Annotated in this window: 21 protein-coding genes; 14 read left to right on the forward strand and 7 right to left on the reverse strand. The window is 73.2% G+C overall.

Annotated elements, in window-relative coordinates; translation table 11 throughout:
- Positions 1–21: 21 nt before the first annotated feature.
- Entirely contained in the window at positions 22–186 is a 165-nt protein-coding gene (locus Aiant_RS17460) for a hypothetical protein (protein ID WP_189328493.1), read from the forward strand.
- 198 nt (positions 187–384) lie between these two features.
- Here the strand turns inward: Aiant_RS17460 and ychF are convergent, their stop codons facing one another.
- Together ychF and Aiant_RS17470 are read right to left on the reverse strand one after the other, a co-directional pair.
- Positions 385–1470: a redox-regulated ATPase YchF gene (ychF, locus tag Aiant_RS17465; protein WP_189328492.1), complete on the reverse strand. Its 1086-nt coding sequence runs from the start codon at positions 1468–1470 to the stop codon at positions 385–387.
- A gap of 22 nt (positions 1471–1492) precedes the next feature.
- The gene (locus Aiant_RS17470; RefSeq protein WP_189328491.1) at positions 1493–2278 is read right to left on the reverse strand and encodes an alpha/beta fold hydrolase; all 786 of its coding nucleotides are present in this window, start codon (positions 2276–2278) and stop codon (positions 1493–1495) included.
- Positions 2279–2404: 126 nt separating this feature from the next.
- On the opposite strand from Aiant_RS17470, the gene Aiant_RS17475 reads away from it, so the two are divergent.
- The 6 genes from Aiant_RS17475 (at position 2405) to Aiant_RS17500 (ending at position 8187) form a co-directional block, all read left to right on the forward strand.
- On the forward strand, positions 2405–3910 hold the full coding sequence (locus Aiant_RS17475) for a DNA-3-methyladenine glycosylase 2 family protein (protein WP_189328490.1): 1506 nt from the start codon (positions 2405–2407) through the stop codon (positions 3908–3910).
- A 138-nt stretch (positions 3911–4048) separates the two neighbouring features.
- Positions 4049–4546 carry a methylated-DNA--[protein]-cysteine S-methyltransferase gene (locus Aiant_RS17480; protein ID WP_189328489.1) on the forward strand — a complete coding sequence of 166 codons (498 nt, stop codon included), beginning with the start codon at positions 4049–4051 and terminating at the stop codon, positions 4544–4546.
- A gap of 130 nt (positions 4547–4676) precedes the next feature.
- On the forward strand, positions 4677–5360 hold the full coding sequence (locus Aiant_RS17485) for a protein DA1 (RefSeq protein WP_189328488.1): 684 nt from the start codon (positions 4677–4679) through the stop codon (positions 5358–5360).
- Between the two features lie 82 nt (positions 5361–5442).
- Positions 5443–6147 carry a vWA domain-containing protein gene (locus Aiant_RS17490; protein WP_189328487.1) on the forward strand — a complete coding sequence of 235 codons (705 nt, stop codon included), beginning with the start codon at positions 5443–5445 and terminating at the stop codon, positions 6145–6147.
- A 4-nt stretch (positions 6148–6151) separates the two neighbouring features.
- On the forward strand, positions 6152–7132 hold the full coding sequence (locus Aiant_RS17495; RefSeq protein ID WP_189328486.1) for a protein phosphatase 2C domain-containing protein: 981 nt from the start codon (positions 6152–6154) through the stop codon (positions 7130–7132).
- Positions 7129–8187, forward strand: coding sequence for a protein kinase family protein (locus Aiant_RS17500; RefSeq protein ID WP_189328485.1), 1059 nt, complete (start codon positions 7129–7131; stop codon positions 8185–8187). Before Aiant_RS17495 ends, Aiant_RS17500 begins: the two co-directional genes overlap by 4 nt.
- On the opposite strand, the gene Aiant_RS17505 is transcribed toward Aiant_RS17500, so the two are convergent.
- Positions 8172–9434 carry a hypothetical protein gene (locus tag Aiant_RS17505; protein ID WP_189328484.1) on the reverse strand — a complete coding sequence of 421 codons (1263 nt, stop codon included), beginning with the start codon at positions 9432–9434 and terminating at the stop codon, positions 8172–8174. The two genes, Aiant_RS17500 and Aiant_RS17505, sit on opposite strands and share 16 nt — an antisense overlap.
- A gap of 113 nt (positions 9435–9547) precedes the next feature.
- Here Aiant_RS17505 and valS point away from each other — a divergent pair, with 113 nt between their 5' ends.
- The gene (valS, locus tag Aiant_RS17510; protein ID WP_189328483.1) at positions 9548–12067 is read left to right on the forward strand and encodes a valine--tRNA ligase; all 2520 of its coding nucleotides are present in this window, start codon (positions 9548–9550) and stop codon (positions 12065–12067) included.
- A 58-nt stretch (positions 12068–12125) separates the two neighbouring features.
- Entirely contained in the window at positions 12126–12707 is a 582-nt protein-coding gene (locus tag Aiant_RS17515; RefSeq protein WP_189328482.1) for a hypothetical protein, read from the forward strand.
- A 229-nt stretch (positions 12708–12936) separates the two neighbouring features.
- Here the strand turns inward: Aiant_RS17515 and Aiant_RS17520 are convergent, their stop codons facing one another.
- Positions 12937–13725 (reverse strand): hypothetical protein, encoded by a 789-nt coding sequence (locus tag Aiant_RS17520; protein WP_189328481.1) that lies wholly within the window; start codon positions 13723–13725, stop codon positions 12937–12939.
- 54 nt (positions 13726–13779) lie between these two features.
- Here Aiant_RS17520 and Aiant_RS17525 point away from each other — a divergent pair, with 54 nt between their 5' ends.
- The gene (locus Aiant_RS17525) at positions 13780–14913 is read left to right on the forward strand and encodes a DNA recombination protein RmuC (protein WP_189328480.1); all 1134 of its coding nucleotides are present in this window, start codon (positions 13780–13782) and stop codon (positions 14911–14913) included.
- On the opposite strand, the gene Aiant_RS17530 is transcribed toward Aiant_RS17525, so the two are convergent.
- Positions 14906–15889, reverse strand: a complete 984-nt coding sequence (locus Aiant_RS17530) for a 4-hydroxy-3-methylbut-2-enyl diphosphate reductase (RefSeq protein WP_229829810.1) — start codon at positions 15887–15889, stop codon at positions 14906–14908. The two genes, Aiant_RS17525 and Aiant_RS17530, sit on opposite strands and share 8 nt — an antisense overlap.
- A gap of 167 nt (positions 15890–16056) precedes the next feature.
- Between Aiant_RS17530 and Aiant_RS17535 the strand changes: the two genes are divergently transcribed.
- The 3 genes from Aiant_RS17535 (at position 16057) to Aiant_RS17545 (ending at position 18184) form a co-directional block, all read left to right on the forward strand.
- The gene (locus tag Aiant_RS17535; protein ID WP_189328479.1) at positions 16057–16653 is read left to right on the forward strand and encodes a hypothetical protein; all 597 of its coding nucleotides are present in this window, start codon (positions 16057–16059) and stop codon (positions 16651–16653) included.
- Positions 16654–16662: 9 nt separating this feature from the next.
- Positions 16663–17907 (forward strand): exodeoxyribonuclease VII large subunit, encoded by a 1245-nt coding sequence (gene xseA, locus Aiant_RS17540; protein WP_189328478.1) that lies wholly within the window; start codon positions 16663–16665, stop codon positions 17905–17907.
- 73 nt (positions 17908–17980) lie between these two features.
- Positions 17981–18184, forward strand: coding sequence for an exodeoxyribonuclease VII small subunit (locus tag Aiant_RS17545; RefSeq protein WP_189328477.1), 204 nt, complete (start codon positions 17981–17983; stop codon positions 18182–18184).
- Between the two features lie 41 nt (positions 18185–18225).
- Here the strand turns inward: Aiant_RS17545 and Aiant_RS17550 are convergent, their stop codons facing one another.
- Positions 18226–18786 (reverse strand): DUF4245 domain-containing protein, encoded by a 561-nt coding sequence (locus Aiant_RS17550; protein WP_229829809.1) that lies wholly within the window; start codon positions 18784–18786, stop codon positions 18226–18228.
- A 140-nt stretch (positions 18787–18926) separates the two neighbouring features.
- Here Aiant_RS17550 and glpX point away from each other — a divergent pair, with 140 nt between their 5' ends.
- Complete coding sequence (glpX, locus tag Aiant_RS17555; protein ID WP_189328476.1) at positions 18927–19967, forward strand: class II fructose-bisphosphatase; 1041 nt, start codon at positions 18927–18929, stop codon at positions 19965–19967.
- Positions 19968–20153: 186 nt separating this feature from the next.
- Here glpX and Aiant_RS17560 read toward each other — a convergent pair whose 3' ends face one another.
- Entirely contained in the window at positions 20154–21674 is a 1521-nt protein-coding gene (locus Aiant_RS17560; RefSeq protein WP_189328475.1) for a hypothetical protein, read from the reverse strand.

Consider the following 21674-nt stretch of genomic DNA (forward strand, 5'->3'; position numbering starts at 1 on the left):
ATCAGCGAGCGGGGAGGCCCGATGCTCGTCGAGGTCATGCGCCACGTCCTCTACATCCGCCGCTTGGAGATCGTCACGGCGTGGCGTGACGCCGAGCGGCAGCAAGCCACCGAGCACGAATCCGCTGTACGTCGCATCATCGCCCAAGACGTGCCCGACCCATCGGGAAGGCGGGCGGAGCGGTGAGCCGGCTCGGTGGACCTCCCCGCCCGGACGAGCCCCCGCCGGCGACGGTGGTGATCACCCCAAAGGACGGCCCGGACGGACAGCCCGGCGAACTGATCTGGGTGGACACCGGAAGCGGCCCGGGCCGGACGTTCTGGGTGCCCGACCCGGAATCGCGACCCGACCGGGCCTAGCTGGTGACCAGCTGATGCTCCTGGACTACACGTTGAAGCGGAACTCGACGACGTCGCCGTCCTTCATGACGTAGTCCTTGCCCTCCATGCGGACCTTGCCGGCCGCCTTCGCCGCGTTCATCGAGCCGGCCGCCATCAGGTCGTCGAAACTGACGATCTCGGCCTTGATGAAGCCCCGCTGGAAGTCGGAGTGGATCACACCGGCCGCCTCGGGAGCGGTCGCGCCGACCGGGATCACCCAGGCGCGGGCCTCCTTCGGACCGGCGGTCAGGTAGGTCTGGAGGCCGAGGGTCTCGAACCCGACCCGGATCAGCCTGTTCAGCCCCGGCTCGGACTGGCCGGTGGACTGGAGGAGCTCCAGCGCCTCCTCCTCGTCCAGCTCGATCAGCTCGGACTCGATCTTCGCGTCCATGAAGACCGCCTCGGCCGGCGCGACCAGGGCACGCAGCTCGTCGAGGAACGCCTCGTTGCCCAGCTCGGCTTCGTCGACGTTGAACACGTACAGAAAAGGCTTGGTGGTCAGCAGGTGCAGCTCACCCAGAAGCGACAGGTCGACCCCGGCCGAAGCGGCGCCCTGATAGAGCGTCACACCGTCGTTGAGCAGCTTGAACGCGGCCTCGGCCGCGGCCACCGTGGCCGCCTTCTCCTTCTTGAGCTTCGCTTCCTTCTGCAGGCGCGGCAGCGCCTTCTCGACCGTCTGGAGGTCGGCCAGGATCAGCTCGGTGTTGATCGTCTCGATGTCGTCGGCGGGCGACACCTTGCCGTCGACGTGCAGCACGTTCGGGTCGGAGAACGCGCGCACCACCTGGCAGATCGCGGACGCGTCCCGGATGTTCGCCAGGAACGCGTTGCCCCGGCCCTGCCCCTTGGAAGCGCCGCGGACCAGGCCGGCGATGTCGACGAAGCTCACCGGCGCGGGCAGGATCTTCTCACTGCCGTGCAGCTCGGCGAGCTTGCCCAGCCGCTCGTCGGGCAGCCCGACCACGCCGACGTTGGGCTCGATCGTCGCGAACGGGTAGTTCGCGGCGAGCACGTCGTTCCTGGTCAGGGCGTTGAACAGGGTGCTCTTGCCGACGTTGGGCAGGCCGACGATTCCGATGGTGAGGCTCACGGAACGCCAGTCTACGCAAGCGTCATCGGAAGAACTTCCGCAGTTCGGCGGCGACCAGCGCGGGCTTGCCGCTGTTGTCCGCGGCGAGATGCCCGACGCCGCTCAAGGTCACCCTGCGCACGCGCGGCAGCACCGGCTCAAGACCGAGCAAAACTGCTTTGAGGTACGCCGGGGAGCGCTCCCCGCCGAGCAGCAACGTCTCCGCCCCGACCGTCGCGTACGTGCTCAGCGGCCCGGCGGCGTCCTCGACCACCGCCGCGTCCAGCCGCATCGTCGGCACCAGGGCGGCGATCTCCGGATTGCGCACCGCCAGCCCGGCGAGCGGCAGCAGCGCGGGGCGGGGCAGGAACCGCGCTCCCCCGGTGCCCTTCACGACCGTGGCGAACGCGGCGCCCTTGCGGCCACGGGACAGCTCCGCCTCGTACCTCGCAAGCCAAGCGACCGGATCGTGCCCGCCGTGCTTGAGCGGCGGATCGTAGAGCGCCAGGCGCTCGATCGGCAGCTCCATCGCCGCCCGCAGCGCGACGACCGCCCCGGAACTGAGCCCGAACACGTTGCGCGCGCCGGTCTCGTCGAGCACCGCGGCCAGGTCGTCGATCTCGGCCCGCAGCCCGTGCCCGGGCGCGGCCGGTCCGCTGCGCCCCCGCCCGCGCCGGTCCGGCACGTAGACGGTGAAGTCGCCGGCCAGCTCGCCGGCCAGCCTCGTGAGATTCGCCGCGCTCTGCAGTCCGCCGTGCAGCAGCACGACCTTGGGCCCGCCGTCACCGAGGGCCCGCCACCGGATGTCCGTCCTCGCCAAAGCCATCATGCGTCAACCGTAGTTGACACCATCCCCCGCGTCAACCTAGGTTGACACCCCGGCGCTGTCGTCGCCGAATGGTCATGTCCGAAACCCGCCAGCCGATGAGGGGGCGTGCGGAGCAGACTCGGTGACATGGAGCTGGATTTCGAGCGTTGCTACCGCGCTGTCGACAGCCGCGACCAGCGGTTCGACGGATGCTTCTACACCGCCGTGCGGACCACCGGGATCTACTGCCGGCCCTCCTGCCCGGCCGTCACGCCGAAGCGCGAGAACGTCACGTTCTACGTGAGCGCGGCGGCCGCGCAGCGCGGTGGCTTCCGGGCCTGCCGCCGGTGCCGGCCGGACGCGGCGCCCGGCTCACCCGAGTGGGACGCGCGGGCCGACACGGTCGGACGCGCGATGCGGCTGATCGGCGACGGCGTGGTCGACCGGGAAGGCGTCTCCGGACTGGCCTCACGCCTCGGATACACCGAACGGCACCTCAACCGGATGCTGACCACCGAACTCGGGGCCGGTCCGCTGGCACTGGCCCGGGCACAGCGGGCGCAGACCGCGCGGATCCTGGTCGAGACGACCGACCTGGGACTCGCGGAGATCGCGTTCGCGGCCGGGTTCGGCAGCGTGCGGCAGTTCAACGACACGATGCTGGAGGTCTATGCGCAGGCGCCGGGGCGGCTGCGGGAAACGCGCCGGGCGGTGCGGGGCGAGGCGGGGACGATCAACCTGCGGCTGGCGTATCGGGCGCCGTTGCACGTCGGGGCGCTGCTCGGATTCCTCGGGGCGCGGACGCTGCCGGGGGTCGACGAGTTGGACGGGGAGACGTATCGGCGGGGCATGACGCTGCCGCACGGAAGCGCGAGTGTGGCGCTGCGGCCGGGGCAGCGGTGGGTCTTCGCGACGTTGCGGCTGAGTGACGTGCGGGACCTGGCGCCGGCGGTGGCTCGGTGCCGGCGGCTGCTGGATCTGGATGCGGATCCGGACGCCGTCGACGGGATGCTGGGGGGTAATCCGGCGCTCGGGGCGGCGGTCCGGGCGGAACCGGGGGTGCGGGTGCCTCGGGCGGTGGACGGGTTCGAGATGGCTGTTCGGGCTGTGGTGGGGCAGCAGGTGAGTGTTTCGGGGGCTCGGACGACGTTGGGGCGGATTGTTCGGGCTGCTGGGGAGGTCGGGGCTTCCGAAGCTCCTGACGCACTCGGCCCTTCGGGATCCGCACTCGGCCCTTCGGGCCCCGCCCTCGCCCCCGCCGCCACCACCAAGTTGCTCACCGGATTCCCGCCCGCCCACGTCGTCGCCGAGCTCCCGGACGCCGCCTTCGGCATGCCCGCCGCCCGCCGCGACACCATCCGGGCCCTGGCCACCGCCGTAGCCGACGGCAAACTCGACCTGGAACCCGGCGCCGACCGCGCCGAAACCACCGCCCGTCTCCTGGAACTCCCCGGCATCGGCCCGTGGACCGCCGGATACGTAGCGATGCGAGCCATCGGCGACCCCGACGTCTTCCTCTCCACCGACCTGGCCGCCCGCCGGGGCGCGGCCGCCCTGGGCCTCCCGGACTCCGCAAAGGCGCTGGCCACCCACGCCGAGCGCTGGCGCCCCTGGCGCTCCTACGCCTTGATCCGACTCTGGCGAGCCGCCTGACCCGAACCTACTCCCCCACCCTGCCCGGACCCGCGGTTGTCCACAGGCGACACCGCTGTCCACAGGCAGCAAAGAATTCTCTGCCCGGCCGTCCGGAACCGGCCAGGCTGAACCCCCGACTCGAGGAGCTGATGAAGCATGTTGCGTCACACGACGATGGACACCCCGACCGGCCCGTTCACCTTGGTGGTCGCGGATTCCGGCGCGGTCCGCGCCGCCGGTTTCACCACCGACGTGCCGGAGCTGGTCACACTCGTGCACCCTTCGCTGCGGGAGCCGCTGGAGCCGGCGGACGACGTCGGCCCGGCCCAGGCCGCGGTGCGGGCCTATCTCGCCGGTGACCTGTTCGCGCTGGACGCCGTGACGGTGGAGCAGCGCACCCGCGGCGAGTTCATGGGCCACGCCTGGCGGGTGATGCGTGAGATCAAGCCGGGCGACCCGGTCACCTACACGAAGTATGCCGAGCTGTCCGGCCGTCCGGCCGCGATCCGGGCGGCGGCCGCGGCCTGCGCGCGGAACGCGGTGGCCCTGATCGTCCCGTGTCACCGGGTGCTGCGCACGGACGGTTCGCTGGGCGGCTACCGCTGGGGTCTGCCCGTGAAGTCGTGGCTGCTGGAGCACGAGTCTGCCGCCTGACGGGCCGCGACGCCCGGGATCGCCGCTTCCCGGTACGCCTGTGACCGGCGGCCGGGACAGCGAACGGCGGGGCGGGTGGCAGCCCCGGGGCACACTGGGCGCAAATCGCATGCCGATGACGTGAGGCGCCATGATTCTGCCGCGTTGTGCCGCGTGCGGGCGGATCATGACGTTGACCGGCTATGTCACGTCGAACGGCGAGTTGGTGTGCCAGCGGCACACCGGCGCGCAGCCGTCCGTCTGCTGTGGTCTGCCGGCCGATCTCTCGCTCGGCGCGGATCGCCCGCTGTGCCCGCGGTGCGCCACCTCCGCGGTCCGCACCCAGCAGGACGTGAAGCGGGTGTTGCCGCCGATCGCCGCGCGCCTTCGGTCGCTGTCGATCCGGACGACGACACCGGTGCGGGTGCGGCTGGTGCCGTTCGGCGAGGTGCAGGGTCTGCTCGGCGGGCACGGTGAGGTGCTGGGCGTGACTGTTTCGCTGGGCAGCGAGGTGGTCGATCTGATGGTGGTGCGGGATCTGCCGCTGGCCCGGTTCGGGGCGGTGGTGGCGCACGAGGTGATGCACGCCTATCTGGCTCAGCAGGGGTTCGGGATGTTGCCGCCCGAGGTGGCGGAGGGGCTGTGCGAGTTGCTGGCGCACGCCTGGTTGAAGGATCAGCCGGGTGCTCCGGCGCAGTGGGAGCGCCGCCGGATCAGCGAGAATCCGGATCCGGTGTACGGCGGCGGGTTCCGGGCGGCCCGGGCCGCGGCGATCCGGGTGGGCGGGGTGCGCCGGATGCTGGAGCACGTCCGCCGCTGCGGCGAGTTCCCGTGAGCGCGCGGGGACAGGGCCCGCGTGCACGCGCTGTCTAGGCTGATCGACGACCGTTCCCACCCGCTCCGGCGCTGGAGGAACCATGGTTCCCGACGACCGTACCCTCGCTCTGGCCTTCTACCTGCTGGTCGACGTGTCGTATTCGATGAACGGCGAGCCGCTCGACGCGGTGAACCGGATCCTTCCCGAGGTCGTCGACACCATCGAGGAGAGTCCGACGCTGGGTGACGTCGTCCGGTTCGGCGCGCTGGACTTCTCCGACGACGCGCGCACGGTGCTGCCGCTCGGTGACCTGCGCGACGTGCGGTCGATCCCGCGGTTCACCGCGCGCGGCGGCACGTCCTATGCCGCCGCGTTCCGGCAGCTGCGCCTGGACATCGATCGTGACCTGGCGAAACTGCGGGCGGACGGGTTCCAGGTGTACCGGCCGGCGGTCTTCTTCGTCACCGACGGGGCGCCGACCGACGACGTGCCGGAGTTGCGGGCCGCGTTCGCCGAGTTGACCGATCCGACGTTCCGCGGCCGGCCGAACATCATTCCGTTCGGGGTGACGCCGGAGCTGCCGAAATCGGTGCTCGACCCGTGGGTGTTCCCGAAGCCGGGCGACAGCGGCAAACCGATGCGCAGCTACGTCTACAGTGGCGCCGGCGATGCCGCGACCGCGATCCGGCAGATCGCCGAGGTGCTGATCACCAGCATCGTGGCGTCGGCGAATTCGGTGAGCGACGCGGGCACGGCGGGCGGGTTCGTGCCGCCGGACGACGAGGACCTGGGCGACTGGATCTGAGGCGATGACCGAGACGGCCGACGACCCGGCGGACCGGGACCTGCTGACCCCGGCCGGGCCGGAGCACGACGCCGGCGGCGGCGCGCGGCCCTGGGCGCGGCTGGAGAGCCGTCGCTGGGTGGTGGGTGACGCCGGGCGGCAGGCGGCGGTGCGGGCCCGGGTGCCGCGGATGTTCCGGACACCGCCGCCGGACGTGGTGGCCGACGGGGCGGAGGCGGGCGCGCTGACGTTCCGGGCCGCGTCGGTGCGGGGTCTGGGGCATCAAGAGCGTGGCGAGCCGCGGCAGGACGCGTACGCGGTCCGTTTCACCCGCGATCAGCGCTGGCTCGCCGGTTGTGTGGCGGACGGGGTGTCGGCCGCGAAACGGTCGCACGAGGCGGCCGGGATGATCTGCGAGACGGTGGCGCAGTCCCTGGTCGACCATCTGATGACCGGCCGCCCGGTGCCGGAGTTCCGCTGGGACGCGGCGGTCCGGGCCGCCGGTGACGCGGTCACCGAGCTGGCCCGCCCGTTCCTGCCGGACGGGCCGGTGACGTATTCACAGGTCCGCCCGATCATGTCGGCGACCGCGCTGGCGTTCGCCGTCGAGACCGAGCCGTCCCCGGCCGGCGCCCACCGCGCCGTGCTCGCCAACCTGGCCGGCGACTCGGCCGCGTTCGTGCTGACCGGCGGTGACGGCGGCTGGCGGCCGCTGACCGCGGTGAAGAACGACGGCGCCGCGATCGTCGACAGCCGGGTGCGGTCGCTGCCCGCCGAGGCCGACGTCACCGCGCACGAGTTCACGCTGCTGCCGGGCCAGGTCCTGGTGGTGATGACGGATGGGCTCGGGGACCCGTTCGGTTCCGGCGCCGGCGCGGTCGGCGACTTCCTGCGCAGCCGCTGGGTCACCCCGCCCGATCCGCTGGCGTTCGCCCAGCAGGTCGCGTTCTTCCGCAAGTCGTTCACCGACGACCGGACCGCGGTCGTGGTCTGGCCGGCCCGATGACCGAGCTGCCGCTGCGCGCCCTGGGCCGGCTGCGGCAGCTCGCCCGGGGTGGCACCGCGACCGTCTTCCTCGCCCCGGAGCTGCGGATTCCCGGTCTGCCGGGCGAGCGGTTCGTCTACAAGCGATACACCGACGCGACCAAGCGCCGGGCCGGGCCGTCGCTGACCACGGGCCTGGCGGGCTTCGTCCGGTTCCGCGAGCGGCTGCCGGAGCCGCAGCGGGAGGCGTGGGACGCCCGGATCATCTGGCCGGTCTGCGTGGTGGTCGACGAGGCGGGCGCGGCCGACGGCGTGGTGATGCGGCTGATCCCGGACCGCTACTTCCAGGATTTCCGGAAAAGGGCGGGCGGGGTGCACCGCAAGCCGCGGGAGATCGAGACGCTGTTCGGCGACGACGAGACGGCGCTGCGCAAGGGGCTGCCGCCGGTCGGGGTGACCGACCGGTTGCGGCTGGTCCGGGCGGTGGCCGCGGCGTACGGGATGATGCACAAGCAGGGCGTGGTGGTCGGTGACATCTCCGGGCGCAACATCATCTACGACCCGGACCCGGCCCGGCCGTCGGTGCTGGTGGTCGATGTGGACAGCGCCCGGGTCAAGGGGAGCCGGGCGGTGTTCGGGATGCAGCCGCACACGCCGAACTGGCAGCCGCCGGAGGCCCTGGCGGCGAGCGCCGAGCTGACCGGCCTGACGGATCCCGACGAGGACACCCGGGACCGGCTGCGGGACCGCTGGGCGATCCAGAGCACGCGGACCGACGTGTACAAGTTCGCGCTGATGACGGTGCGCATCCTGGCGAACGGCCGGGGCGGCGCGGTGAGCCGGGAGCCGTCCGGGGCGCGCCGGGTCCTGCGGGACCGGCTGGGCGAGCCGGCCGCGGCGCTGCTGGACGCGAGCCTGTCCCCGGAGCCACGGGACCGGCCGGCGATGCGGGACTGGTACGAGCTGCTCCAGCCCCGGCACCGGGCGCAGCCGCAAGCGGCGGCCCGGCAGGTGAGCGGTGGCTGGGTGTGGGTGGACGGGCAGGGCTGGGTGCGCGGCTCTCAGGCCTGTCCGTAACGCTGGATCGGGCTCGGGTGCCAGCGCCCGGTCCCCTGCTCCGCCGCCGCACCCCCCGCGAGCCAGGCCAGGTCCGCTTCGTCCCAGGCCGGATCACCCGGTTCCCGTACGCGAACCGCGTCGCAATCGGTGACCAGCAGCTCCACCGTGGGCGTCAGCCGGTAGTGCACCGAGTCGAGGGCGTGCCCGCCGAGCCGGACGTCGTGCCGGTGCGCGAGCGCGACCAGGTCCCGCACGGCGGCCCGGAGCAGCTCCCGGTGCTCGGGCGGCGCGCCGAGGAGCCGCCGGTCCCGGAACCGGTCCGGGATGTCCGGCGCGAGCAGCCCGGTGACCGCGGTCGCCCCGTCCCCGACGACGAGCCGCAGCGGCCACAGCATCCGGCCGGTCAGCTCGGTGGCGTGCTCGCGCAGGGCGACCATCCGCAGCAGCGGGGCGAACGGCTGGTCCGGGTCGAGGAACCGGCGGTAGACGAGCGGCCGCCGGTCCGGGTCGGTGACGCCCGGCACGACGGCGGGGTGCACGTCGGTGAGCGGGGCGTGGCGGTGTTCGTACCCGAGGACGAGGCTGTGCTCCGGGACGACCCATCGGTCGTACGCGACCCGCGGAGCGCCCGCCCCCAGTGCCCGCCGGACTGCCGTGACCACCCGGAAGGCGACGCCCGTCAGGGTGTCGTCGGCGCCCGCCAGGGCGATCTCGACGTCGCGGCCCGCGCCGAGCCCGGCGAGCAGGTCGAAGTCGGCGCCGGGCAGCGCGACGACCAGCACCCGGGGCGCCCAGTCGCGGGTCTGGTCGGCGTGCAGGTTGCGGGTGAGCAGGGTGTCGAGGGCGGCGGCCCGCTCGTGCGGCTCGTCGGCCGAGCGGCCCGCGGCGATCACGACGAGGCACGGGGGGCGCACGTCGGCGGTGTCGTCCTCGAGCATGGTGATGTCGCTGCGGATCAGCCGGCGCACCGCGAGCAGCGCGGCGGCGAGCCGGGCCGGGCCGGTGGCGGTCGTGGTGAGCCGCGGCGGCCGGACCGCGGCGTCGGCCTGCTGCAACTGGACCAGCGGGACGAGGTCGTCGGCGCCGGTGTGCAGCTCGACGCTCCAGCGGACCGCGGCGGCCAGCTCCGGGTCGGCGGTGAGCTGCTCGGCCAGGTGGGCCAGGAGCAGGTCGATGGTGGCGCGCCGCCGGTCGGTCAGGTCGCCGGCGACGTCGCAGAGCAGGTACAGCGGCTGGATGGTCAGCCGTTCGGATTCATCGATCACCGCAAGCCCCCGCGCCCGAGGTTATCCACCACCGGCCACCCGCCGCACGAGGTTGTCCACAGGAGACGAAAACGCTGGTGCGGGCCGGCCGGGACGGTCCTAGGCTGACCGGCATGACTGATACGGGAACCGGGCGCCCCGGCCTTCCCGAGCGGCCGTCGCTGGACGGTCTCGAGGACAGGTGGGCGCCGCGCTGGCAGGAGGAGGAGACGTACGCGTTCGACCGCTCGAGAAAGCGACCGGACGTGTTCGCGATCGACACCCCGCCGCCGACCGTATCGGGCGAGTTGCACGTCGGGCACGTCTTCTCCTTCACCCACACCGACCTGGTCGCGCGGTTCCAGCGGATGCGCGGCAAGGCCGTCTTCTATCCGATGGGCTGGGATGACAACGGCCTGCCCACCGAGCGCCGGGTGCAGCACGTGTTCGGGGTCCGCTGCGACCCGTCGCTGCCCTACCAGCCGGACTGGGAGCCGCCGGCGAGTCCGCCCCGGCCACCGGTCGCGATCTCCCGGCGCAACTTCGTCGCGTTGTGCGCGCGGATGACCGCGCGGGACGAGCAGGCCTACGAGGCGGTCTGGCGGCGGATCGGGCTGTCCGTCGACTGGGGACTGGGCTACACCACGATCGGCGATCGGGCACGGGCCGTCTCCCAGCGGGCGTTCCTGGCGAACCTGGCACGTGGCGAGGCGTATTCGTCCGAGGCGCCGACCTTGTGGGACGTCGGTTATCGCACCGCGGTCGCGCAGGCCGAGCTGGAGGACCGGCTCCAGCCGGGCGCGTTCCACACGCTGCGCTTCGACGGGCCGGGCGGCCCGATCGAGGTCGACACGACCCGGCCGGAGCTGCTGCCGGCGTGCGTCGCGCTGGTCCATCATCCCGGCGACGCCCGTTTCGCCGGTCTGACCTCCGCGCGGAGCCCGCTGTTCGGCGTCGACGTCCCGGTCCTGCCGCACCCGCTCGCCGAGCCGGACAAGGGGACCGGCATCGCGATGGTCTGCACGTTCGGCGATCTGACCGACGTCACCTGGTGGCGTGACCTGGACCTGGCCACCCGGGTGGTCCTGGGCCGGGACGGCCGGTTCCTGCCGGAGCCGCCACCGGGCGTCCCGGCCCAGGCCTATCGGCCGCTGGCCGGCCGGACCGTCGCGGCCGCCCGGCGGGAGATCGTCCGGCTGCTGGGCGAGGCCGGCGCGCTGGCCGGGGAGCCGCGGCCGGTCACGCATCCGGTCAAGTTCTACGAGCGGGGCGACGCGCCGCTGGAGATCGTCACCAGCCGGCAGTGGTTCATCCGCAACGGTGGCCGCGACGCGGGGCTGCGCGAGCGGCTGCTGGCGCGGGGCCGGGAGCTGCGCTGGGTCCCGGAGCACATGCGGCACCGCTACGAGACCTGGGTCGGGGGCCTGACCGGGGACTGGCTGATCAGCCGGCAGCGGTTCTTCGGCGTGCCCATCCCGATCTGGTACCGGCTCGACGACGCTGGCGAGCCGGATTACGACCAGCCTCTCATACCGGACGATTCGGCACTGCCGGTCGACCCGACATCGGACTGCCCGCCCGGCTTCGAGGAGGCCGCGCGGGACCGGCCGGGCGGCTTCACCGCCGACCCGGACGTGATGGACACCTGGGCCACGTCGTCGCTCACCCCGTGGATCGCGGCCGGCGACCTGGCCGACCGGGTTCTCCCGATGGACCTGCGGCCGCAGGGCCAGGAGATCATCCGGACCTGGCTGTTCACCACGCTGCTACGCGCCGAGCAGAGCACCGGGGCGCTGCCCTGGCACACCGCGGTCCTCTCCGGCTGGGTGCTGAACTCCGACAACCGGAAGATGTCCAGTTCCCGGGGCCGGCTGGTGGCCGCGAGCGCGCCGATCGAGCAGTTCGGCGCCGACGCGGTGCGCTATTGGGCGGCGAGCGGGCGGCCGGGCGTCGACACGGCGTACGACCCGGGACAGATGCGGGTCGGGCGGCGGCTGGCGACGAAACTGCTGAACGCGTCGAGGTTCGCGCTCGGGCTGGGCGCGGAGCGGGCGTTGCGGCAGCCGGTCGGCGAGCCGCTCGACCGGGCGATGCTGGGCCGGCTCGCCGAGGTGGTCGTCACGGCGACCGAGGCGTTCGACCGGTACCAGCACACCGACGCGTTGCAGGCGGCCGAGACGTTCTTCTGGACGTTCTGCGACGACTACATCGAGCTGGTGAAAGAGCGGGCGTACGCGGACGGGCCGGGTGCGGACTCGGCGCGGGCCGCGCTGGCCGCCGGGCTGTCGGTGCAGTTGCGGCTGTTCGCGCCGTTCCTCCCGTTCGTCACCGAGGAGGTCTGGTCCTGGTGGCGTTACGGGTCGGTGCACCGCGCCACCTGGCCGACGAAGTACGAGCTGACCCGGGTGGCGCCGGAGAGCGAGCCGGCGCTGCTGGATCTGGCCGGTGACGCGCTGCGCCAGGTGCGGAGGGCGAAATCGGACCGCAAGCTGTCGATGCGGGCCGAGGTGCCGCTGGCCGAGGCGCTCGGCCCGGGTCCGATGCTCGACCGGCTGGCGCTGATCGACGCCGACGTCCGGGCGGCCGGGCGGATCGCCAAGCTCGACCTGCTCCGCGACCGGACCCCGGAGCTGGTGATCGCCTGCGCGTTCTGATCCGGCAAAAGCCGGGATCGCCGGAGGTGGACCCGCGGTTCGGTCCACCATAGGAGACATGCCGATCGCCCCGGAGGAGGTCGAGGCGCCGGCCGGTGACACCGTGCTGTTCCGGTCGTCGCCGGCCCGGACGTTCGTCGCGGTGTTCGCCGTGCTGATGGTGTCGTACCTGCTGGTCTCCCCGATCGTGAGCCGGCTCGCGCGGGGCAGCGGCGATCCGTGGTGGGTGACCGCGGCGCAGGCGGTCGTCGTCGGCGCCGCGGTCGCCGCGTGCTACTCGCTGTCCGCGCGCGCCGCGCTGACCACCTGGGTGCGGGTGTCGGCCGGTGGGCTGGAGCTGGCCGCGCAGGGCAGCGACCCGGTGCTGCTGGCCTGGCCGGACGTGGCCGCCGTGACGGTGCGGCGCAGCGGGCTGCGCACGGTGCTCGAGGTCGTCCCGGTGGACATGGACGCCGTCCATCCGGTGCAGGGCTCCGGCGCCGGGTGGCCGGCCGTCGCCGTCACGGAACGCGGGCAGGCCTTCGTCGCCGACCTGACCCAGATCTGGCCGGGTCCGCGGGCGCTGCGGCACGAGCTGGTGCGCCGGCTGCACCCGTACCCTCAACCGGCCGCGGCCGTCCGCCCACCGCAACCCTGGTGAAGGACACGAGGCGGGCCCGCAACGCCCGTTCCGATCCACGACCCTGGTGAAACGGACAAGGCGGGCCCGCAAGGCCCGCCTTTGTCCTTTCGGTCCGCTCCGCCACGGACCACCGATTTCCGGTACGCCCGGAAGCGCCGCGCCCAGCAGCGGCCCTGGGGCCGTACCGGAAACTGGCGGACCGGACGGGCAGCGGATCTCGGGTGGCCCGCCTGCCGTGCCGGACGGGTCAGAAGTCTCCGCCGAAGTCGCCACCGAAGTCGCCGCCACCCCAGTCGCCGCCACCCCAGTCACCACCGCCGCCGGTGTCGCCGCCGCCGAGGTCGCCGAGGCTGTTGACGTCGCCACCGCCGTCGAAGTCGCCGCCGTCCTGGAAACCGTCCTGGTAGCCGTCGGCGTACCCGCCGACGTCGCCGAAGGCCGGGGAGAACAGCGCGTCGAAGATCAGCATGCCGCCGAGGACACCGGCGCCGGCGCCGAGCGCGGTCTTCCAGACGGGCGTCGAATACCACCCGGCCGGGACCGGGCGGCCCTGCACGCGGCCGCCGGGGTAGTAGTACGGAGTGTCCGGGCCGGGGCGCGGACCCGCCTTGTAGGCGTGGCCCTGCACGCTGACCTCGCGCTCCTGGGTGAGCTGGCCGCTGCCGCGGGCGGCGGCCAGCGGGGGCAGGTCGGGGCCGGGGTCGAGGCCCATCGCGAGCCGGGCGGCCCGCACGTAGGCCAGGCCCTCCAGGGCGGACTCGCGGGCCAGCTCGAACTGACGCACCGTGGTGGCCTGCTGGAGCTGGCCGCCGGCGGCGTTGTACCGCTCGCCGGCGTCGGCCAGGGCCTGCCGGGCGGCGGGCTCGTCGGCGTGCAGGTTCATCACCTGGCCGCCGAGCCGCTCATACCACCGCTGCGCGTCGGCGCGGGCGTCGGCGAGCTGGGTCTGCTGGGTTTTGCTGCCGCCGCGTTGAACGCCGACGACGATCAGGGCGACGATCGCGACGATGGCCAGGATGAGCAACACGCCGTTCATGTTCCCCAAGGTACTCCGGGCGGTCTTGTCGCACCCTTCTGGCAATCTGCGGTGGTGACGTTCTCGACGCTCGCCGTGATCCTGGTCTGTCTGCTGGCCGGCGCCGCCCTGGGCTGGCTGGCCGCCCGCGCCCGGGCGGCCGCCGACATCGCCCGGCTGGAGGCCACGGTGGCCGCCGCCCGCGACGGTGAGCAGCGGCTGGAGCAGTCGATGCGGGCGCTGTCCTATGAGGCGACCGCCCAGTCGCAGGAGGCGGTGGCCCGGGCGGTCGCGCCGTTGCAGGACACCCTGCGGCGCTATGAGCAGCGGGTCGCCGAGCTGGAGCGGGACCGGGTGGACGCCTACGCGGAGCTGCGCGAGCAGGTGCGGGCGATGGGCACCGTCTCCACCGAGCTGCGCGGCGAGACCCGGCAGCTGGTGTCGGCGCTGCGCACCCCGCAGGTGCGCGGCCGCTGGGGCGAGCATCAGCTGCGCCGCATCGTGGAGGCGGCCGGGCTGCTGGAGCACTGCGACTTCGCCGAGCAGGTGACCGGCGAGACCGACGCCCAGGGGGTGCGGCCCGACCTGGTGGTCCGGCTGCACGGCGGCCGCACCGTGGTGGTCGACGCGAAAGCGCCGCTGGAGGGCTACCTGTCCGCCATGGAGGCGCGCGACGAGCGGGACCGCGATCTCTATCTGGACCAGCACGCCCGGCACCTGCGGGCACACGTGGACGCCCTCTCGGCGAAACAGTATTGGACCGCGTTCGCGTCCAGCCCCGACTTCGTGGTGCTGTTCGTGCCGGCCGACCCGTTCCTGGACGCGGCGCTGCAACGCGACCCGGTCCTGATGGAGTACGCGTTCCGTCGCAACGTGGTGCTGGCCACCCCGGCCACGCTGATCGCGATGCTGCGCACCGTGGCGTTCTCCTGGCGGCAGGAGACGCTGACCGGCAACGCGGTCGCGGTGCACAGCCTGGCGAGGGAGCTCTACGGCCGGCTGGCGACGCTGGGCGAGCACGTGAGCCGGCTGGGGGTGTCGCTGAACGGGGCGGTCAGCGCGTACAACAAGGCGGTCGGCTCGCTGGAGTCCCGGGTGCTGGTCAGCGCCCGCAAGCTGGCCGAGATGGGGGTGTCCGACGAGGAGCTGGCGCAGCCACCGCAGATCGAGATCGCGCCGCGCCAGCCGCAGGCCCCGGAGCTCAGCTAGCGGCCGCCGCCTTCGCGGCTTCCGCGGCCTTCATGTCCCTGCGCAGCTCCTGCGGGAGGGAGAAGGTGAGCCGCTCCTCCGCGGTGGTGAACTCGGTGACCTCGCCGAAACCCCGCTCCGCGAGGTGCGCGAGGACCTCCATGACCAGCTCGTCCGGGACGCTCGCGCCGGATGAGACGCCGACCGTGGTGACGCCCTCCAGCCACTCGTCCTGGATCTCCGCGGCGTAATCGACCAGGTGCCCGGCGCGGGCGCCGGCGCCGAGGGCGACCTCGACCAGGCGCACCGAGTTCGACGAGTTCGTCGAGCCGACCACGATCACCACGTCGCACTCCGGCGCGATCTCCTTGATCACGTGCTGCCGGTTGGAGGTGGCGTAGCAGATGTCGTCGCTGGGCGGCGACTGCAGCAGCGGCAGCCGGGTCTTGAGCCGGGCCACGGTCTCCATGGTCTCGTCGACCGAGAGCGTGGTCTGCGACAGCCAGACGACCTTGGCCGGGTCGCGGACCACCACGTTGTCCACGTCGTCGGGGCCGTCGACCAGCTGGATGTGCGCGGGCGCCTCACCGGACGTGCCGATGACCTCCTCGTGCCCCTCGTGACCGATCAGCAGGATGTCGTAGTCCTCGGCGGCGAACCGTTTCGCCTCGTGGTGCACCTTGGTGACCAGCGGGCAGGTGGCGTCGATCGCCTTGAGCTTGCGCTCGCGGGCCTGCTCGTGCACCTCGGGGGCGACGCCGTGCGCGGAGAACACCACGGTGGCGCCCTCGGGCACCTCGTAGTTCTCCTCCACGAAGATCGCGCCGCGGGCCTCCAGCGTGCTGACCACGTGCTTGTTGTGCACGATCTGCTTGCGCACGTAGACCGGGGCGCCGTACAGCTTCAGCGCCTCCTCGACGGTCTGCACGGCGCGGTCGACACCGGCGCAGTAGCCACGCGGCTTGGCGAGCAACACCCGCTTACGAGGTTCAGTCACCCGGCCATGGTACGTGCCCCGCTCCGCGCCCCGCCCGGCTGCGACCACCGCCACAGCGGGCGCTCACCGATTCGTTCAGGATCTTTCGGTACGGACGGCCGGGCACCCGGTGGCCGATTGATCCGTTTCAGCCCGTAACGGGGGTTACCAACGGGATAATCGGGATCATGAGTGCCGAGCGGGACGACGGGTGGCCCTCGATCCCGACGGTGCTGCGGGTGATGGCCGGCTGGTTCCTGTTCGGGATCGGGCTGCTGAACCTGGCCTGCGGCGGGGACGGCACGACGTACCGGGTGTTCCACGTGACGGTGACGCTCGGCGGGATGATTCTGCTGGGGCTGCACCGGGTCGGGGCGAGCCGGGCCGGGCAGCTGATCGCGACGGCGGCCGGGGTGGCCGGGTTCGGGCTGGGGTTGCTGCGGGTCGCCGATCGCGACGCCGGGTGGCGCGGTTATCCGTACCCGTTTCTGCAGACCGCCGGCGGGATCCGCGCCGACGGCCGCCATCTCGTCTTCGACCTGGTGTTCTGGCTGTGCGCCGGGACGCTGGCGCTGGTCGTGGTGCGGACGGCCGAGCGCTGCCTGCCGGAGCGGCGTACCCCGGTCGACCTGGCCGGCTACGTGGGCCGGCACGCGGAGGCGCCCCCGGCCGGGGGCGCCGAGCCGGCGGGCGGCGTCGCGGCGGCGGAGCTGGGGCGGCACGCGGAGGCACGCGTCTACGTGGCGCAGCATCGCGCGGACGAAAATGTCGGTGGGCTGACCTAGTCTGGCCGGGTGACCGAGACCCAGGCCGCCGCCGGCCCGCCGAAAAGCTCCCCCGAGGAGCCGTGGCCGGTGCGTGTGGTCAGTCAGAAAGTGGGCGCCTGGATCAGCAAGCTCGGCTGGGTCTGGGTGGACGGCCAGGTGGCCCAGATCAGCCGCCGGGCCGGGTCCGGCGTGGTCTTCCTGACGCTGCGGGACCCGTCCGCCGACCTGAGCCTGACCGTCACCGTGCACCGCGACGTGCTGGAGATGGGCGCGCCCGAGCTGTCCGAGGGCGCCCGGGTGACGATGCACGCCAAGCCGGAGTTCTACCCGGCCCGCGGCACGCTGAGCCTGCGCGCCGACGAGATCCGCCAGGTCGGGCTCGGCGAGCTGCTGGCCCGGCTGGAGCGGCTGAAAAAACTGCTCGCCGCCGAGGGCCTGTTCGCCCGGGAGCGCAAGCGGCGGCTGCCGTTCCTGCCGGCCCGGATCGGCCTGATCACCGGGCAGAACACGGCGGCCGAGCGGGACGTGCTGATGAATGTGCGGCGTCGCTGGCCGGCCGCCCAGTTCCGGGTCGCCCACGCCACCGTGCAGGGACCCAACGCGGTGCCCCAGATCGTCAACGCGCTCAAGGTGCTCGACGACGACGAGACGGTCGACGTGATCGTGATCGCCCGGGGCGGCGGCAGCGTGGAGGACCTGCTGCCGTTCTCCGACGAGGGGCTGTGCCGGGCGGTGTTCGCGGCACGCACCCCGGTGGTCAGCGCGATCGGCCACGAGACCGACACCCCGCTGCTGGATTACGTCGCCGACCTGCGCGCCTCCACCCCGACCGACGCCGCCAAGCGGATCGTCCCGGACCTCGCCGACGAGCTGCGGCTGATCGGGCAGGCCCGGCAGCGGCTGGACCGCGCGGTGCTCAGCATGATCGACCGGGAGGAGCACCGGATCGAGGCGTGGCGCTCCCGCCCGGTGCTGGCCCGCCCGGAGACGCTGGTGGAGCAGCGGTCCGACGAGGTGGTCGCGCTGCGCGACCGGGCCGGGCGCAGCCTGGAGCACCGGGTGCGCCGTGCCGACGACGAGCTGCGGCACACCCTGGCCCGGCTGCGCGCGCTGTCGCCGCTGGCCACCCTGGAGCGGGGTTATGCGATCGTGCAGCGTGGCGACGGGCACGTGGTGCGCGCGGCCGGTGAGGTGGGCGAGGGGGATCCGTTGCGGGTCCGGCTGGCCGAGGGTTCGGTGACCGCGGTGGTCACGGCGGGAGAGGGCGCATGAGCGAGCTTGCGGGCGAGTCACCAGGCACAGTTGTCCGCTCAGGGCGGGGCCGGAGCGCGGCGGAGGGGGCGGCATGAGCGACGAGAGTCTCAGCTACGAGCAGGCGCGGACCGAGCTGGCCGAGGTGGTGGCGCGGCTGGAGCAGGGCGGCGGCAGCCTGGAGGAGTCCCTGGCCCTGTGGGAGCGCGGGGAGAAACTGGCCGACGTCTGCCAGCGGTGGCTCGACGGCGCCCGCGAGCGCATCGACGCGGCCCGGGCCGCCCGCACCGCCGGCTGACCGCGCCGCGGGCACGACCGGGTGGGCGCCGCGGCCGGCGGCTATTTCAGGGAGGCGGCCAGCTTCTGCAGGTTCGCCTCGGAGGATCCGCCGACGATCAGGACGGTGCGGGTGCCCTCGGCGAGGATGTACGCGGTCTCGCCGGGCCGGCCGGTGTAGATCATCCAGGCGTGGTCGTCGGTGCGGAAGACGCCGGTCCGCTTGCCGTCCTTGCCGACCTCGGCCGGGACCAGGGTGGCCGACGCGACGGTGCTCTCCACCACCTGGACCGGGGCGTCGTCCGGGTCGACATAACCCAGGCGCAGGGTCGCCCCGCCGTTCTCCCGCTTGAACGCGGCCGCCGTGACCCGCCAGTCGTCGCCCAGGCCGGTCGGTGTCAGCACGGTGAACTCCTTCGACGCGAGTTCGATCGAGGAGCCCGGGTCGACGGTCAGCGGCTCGTCGCCGCTGAGCACCACCCGGTAGAACACGAGCAGCAGCGCGATCGGCACCATGAGCACCAGCAGGGACAGCGCCATGTCGCGCGGCGACCGGCCCTCCCGTTTCGTCAGGCGGGGCTGGGCGGGCACGGTCTCGGTTGCAGCGGGTTCCACGAGGCCCATTGTCGCCCATGTCGCCGGACGCGATTGCGGGGGCGGGCCCGGCGGGGACTGTTAACCATGTCGCTGAACCGGGACTTGGCCGGGCCGAGATGCCAGGATCGGGGGAACCACCAGCCCCGCAACGACGCGAGGAGGCCGACATGCCTGCCCGGGTTCCCCAGGATCTCGACCGCAACATCGCCCTCGACCTGGTCCGTGTGACCGAGGCGGCCGCCATGGCGGCCGGCCGCTGGGTCGGCCGCGGCGACAAGAACGGCGGTGACGGCGCCGCCGTCGACGCCATGCGCAAGCTCATCAACTCGATCCAGATGCGCGGCGTCGTGGTGATCGGTGAGGGTGAGAAGGACGAAGCGCCGATGCTCTTCAACGGGGAGCTGGTCGGCGACGGCACCGGCCCGGAGGTGGACGTCGCGGTCGACCCGGTCGACGGCACCACGCTGATGAGCAAGGGCATGCCCGGCGCGGTCGCGGTGCTCGCGGTCGCCGAGCGGGGGGCGATGTTCGACCCGAGCGCGGTCTTCTACATGGACAAGATCGCGGTCGGCCCGGACTGCGCCGACGTGATCGACATCAACGCCGGCACGGCGGAGAACCTGCGCCGGATCGCCAAGGCGAAACGGTCCAGCGTCTCCGACGTGACCGTCTGCATCCTGGACCGGCCGCGGCACGCGCGGCTGGTCGAGGAGGTGCGGCAGGCCGGGGCGAACATCAAGTTCATCTCGGACGGCGACATCGCCGGGGCGATCTCGGCGGCCCGGGCCGAGTCCGACGTCGACGTGCTGATGGGCATCGGCGGCACGCCGGAGGGCATCACCGCGGCCTGTGCGATCAAGTGTCTGGGCGGCATGATCCAGGCGAAGCTGTGGCCGCGCGACGAGGCGGAGCGGCAGAAGGCGATCGACGGCGGCCACGACCTGGACCGGGTGCTCACCACCGACGACCTGGTCACCGGCGACAACTGCTTCTTCGTGGCGACCGGCGTCACCTCGGGCGACCTGCTCAAGGGCGTGCGCTACCGCTCCGGCGGCGCGCACACCCAGTCGATCGTGATGCGCTCGAAGAGCGGCACGATCCGGGTCATCGACTCCTACCACCGCCTGGAGAAACTCGCGCTGTACTCGGCGGTCGACTTCGACGGCCACCTGCCCACCGTCCCGATCGGCGACGACCCGATCATCTGACCGGGGTCGGCGGCCCACGCGGCGACGGCCCGGACCACCGGGCCGTCGCCGCGCCGTCTCCGGCGGCCGGAAATACAGGAAACGGCCGGAAATCGCGCAGGGAAGCAGCGACCGGACGGCGCGGGAAGCGACGGCCGGGGACAGCGCGGCGCGATCGATGTCGAGGGCACCGCCCCGGCCCGTCGCTCACATGACGCGGCCGGTCAGCCAGAGCGGGCCGCGCATCGGTGGCCAGGGCGTCACCCCGGCGCTCGCCGCCAGCCGGTGCAGAGCGAGCAGGCTCAGGCCGAACACCGCGAGGTCGCCGAGGATCAGGGGCAGGACATGCTCCACGCCGGTGTCCGTCCACACCTCGAAGATCAGCAGGTCGGCCGCCGCGGCGAGCCCGGTCACCAGGGCGGCGCCGCCGAGCCACCGGCCCCGGCGGACCAGGCGCGGGACGGTCCGGGTCAGCGCGACGACCAGGACGATCGCGCTGAGCCCGGCCAGCGGCACGGCGCCCGCGAAACCCAACCAGCCCATCACCTGGTTCGGGTCGGCCCGGCCGAGTACCTCCAGCAGCAGCACCGGCGGCCCGAGCAGCAGGACCGGGGTGGCGAGCTCCCACGCCTTGCCCTGGGCGCCGGCCCGTTTCGCGATCTGGACGCAGCCGATCAGCAGGGCCGCCACGGTGAGGAATCCGGCCAGGATTCCCGCGTACCAGCGGTCGATCGACAGCACCCGGTCGTCGGGCAGTTGGTACGGCACGAGGCGCTCGTCGCCCAGCCAGGGGAACCCGATCCGGTGCCAGGCGCCGGTGGTGTCGCGCAGGGCGAACCCGTCGCGCCCGTTCGCCGCCGCCACGAGGTAGCCGCCGGCCGCCGGTGCGGTCACGACGTCGACGGTGGAGAGCTGGCGGTCGATGTCGTCGAGGTCGCCGTACGCCCGGTACAGCGTCCACCGGTCCCGCGGACCGAACCCCCAGCTGGTGGTCCACGGCCCGTAGCCGGCACGGCTCTGCACCCCGAGCGCGCCGGGCGCCGCCCGGTAGCAGACCTCGCCGGCGCACGACTCGGGCTCCCGGTCACCGGCGGGCGGCGCCTCGGCCCGGGTCCAGGTCCGGCCGCCGTCGCGGCTCACCCCCCAGCTCTTGACCTCGCCCCACGAGTAGCCGGCACCGAGATAGATCCGGCCGTCGGCGACCTCGACCCGCTGCGCCTCGAACACGTAGGACGCCGAGGTGGCGGCCACCCCGGTCAGGGCCAGTGGCAGCAGCACCGCCACCCGCAACGCCCGGAAGCGGCGCGGGCCGAGGCGGACCGGGGTGCGGTGCGCGCGCCCGAGCGACCACCACGACACGGCCAGCGCCGGCAGGGCCAGCAGGTCGGTCACGTCGGCCCGGACCAGGGACGGCGTCACCAGGCTCCAGGCCGCGGAGGCGAGCTGCGCGGCGTACGGGAAAGCTTTGACCAGACCGAAACCGGCCGCGACCGTGAGCATCGCGATCTGCCCGGTGCGGCGTGCCGACAGGCGCGGCGCGATCAGCGTGGCCAGCACCGCGAGCAGCGGCGGCGCCAGCACCAGCCCGGCGACGTCGCTGAGCTTGCCGGTCAGCGGGCCCGGGAACGTGGCTTTGAGCAGGTGGTCGTTGATGACCAGGACGGCGAGTGCGACCACCGTGGACGGATGGCCCAGCCAGGCGAACGTGATCCCCCGTGACGTGTTCAC

It is taken from the genome of Actinoplanes ianthinogenes, assembly GCF_018324205.1.
Classification (GTDB): Bacteria; Actinomycetota; Actinomycetes; order Mycobacteriales; family Micromonosporaceae; genus Actinoplanes; species Actinoplanes ianthinogenes.

What these genes read in the sequence shown, in the direction of transcription:
- Aiant_RS17460 (WP_189328493.1), top strand. Translation starts at nt 22, where the DNA reads ATGCTCGTCGAGGTCATGCGCCACGTCCTCTACATCCGCCGCTTGGAG.
- Aiant_RS17470 (WP_189328491.1), bottom strand. Translation starts at nt 2,278, where the DNA reads ATGATGGCTTTGGCGAGGACGGACATCCGGTGGCGGGCCCTCGGTGAC.
- Aiant_RS17475 (WP_189328490.1), top strand. Translation starts at nt 2,405, where the DNA reads ATGGAGCTGGATTTCGAGCGTTGCTACCGCGCTGTCGACAGCCGCGAC.
- Aiant_RS17480 (WP_189328489.1), top strand. Translation starts at nt 4,049, where the DNA reads ATGTTGCGTCACACGACGATGGACACCCCGACCGGCCCGTTCACCTTG.
- Aiant_RS17485 (WP_189328488.1), top strand. Translation starts at nt 4,677, where the DNA reads ATGATTCTGCCGCGTTGTGCCGCGTGCGGGCGGATCATGACGTTGACC.
- Aiant_RS17490 (WP_189328487.1), top strand. Translation starts at nt 5,443, where the DNA reads ATGGTTCCCGACGACCGTACCCTCGCTCTGGCCTTCTACCTGCTGGTC.
- Aiant_RS17495 (WP_189328486.1), top strand. Translation starts at nt 6,152, where the DNA reads ATGACCGAGACGGCCGACGACCCGGCGGACCGGGACCTGCTGACCCCG.
- Aiant_RS17500 (WP_189328485.1), top strand. Translation starts at nt 7,129, where the DNA reads ATGACCGAGCTGCCGCTGCGCGCCCTGGGCCGGCTGCGGCAGCTCGCC.
- valS (WP_189328483.1), top strand. Translation starts at nt 9,548, where the DNA reads ATGACTGATACGGGAACCGGGCGCCCCGGCCTTCCCGAGCGGCCGTCG.
- Aiant_RS17515 (WP_189328482.1), top strand. Translation starts at nt 12,126, where the DNA reads ATGCCGATCGCCCCGGAGGAGGTCGAGGCGCCGGCCGGTGACACCGTG.
- Aiant_RS17520 (WP_189328481.1), bottom strand. Translation starts at nt 13,725, where the DNA reads ATGAACGGCGTGTTGCTCATCCTGGCCATCGTCGCGATCGTCGCCCTG.
- Aiant_RS17535 (WP_189328479.1), top strand. Translation starts at nt 16,057, where the DNA reads ATGAGTGCCGAGCGGGACGACGGGTGGCCCTCGATCCCGACGGTGCTG.
- Aiant_RS17545 (WP_189328477.1), top strand. Translation starts at nt 17,981, where the DNA reads ATGAGCGACGAGAGTCTCAGCTACGAGCAGGCGCGGACCGAGCTGGCC.
- Aiant_RS17550 (WP_229829809.1), bottom strand. Translation starts at nt 18,786, where the DNA reads ATGGGCCTCGTGGAACCCGCTGCAACCGAGACCGTGCCCGCCCAGCCC.
- glpX (WP_189328476.1), top strand. Translation starts at nt 18,927, where the DNA reads ATGCCTGCCCGGGTTCCCCAGGATCTCGACCGCAACATCGCCCTCGAC.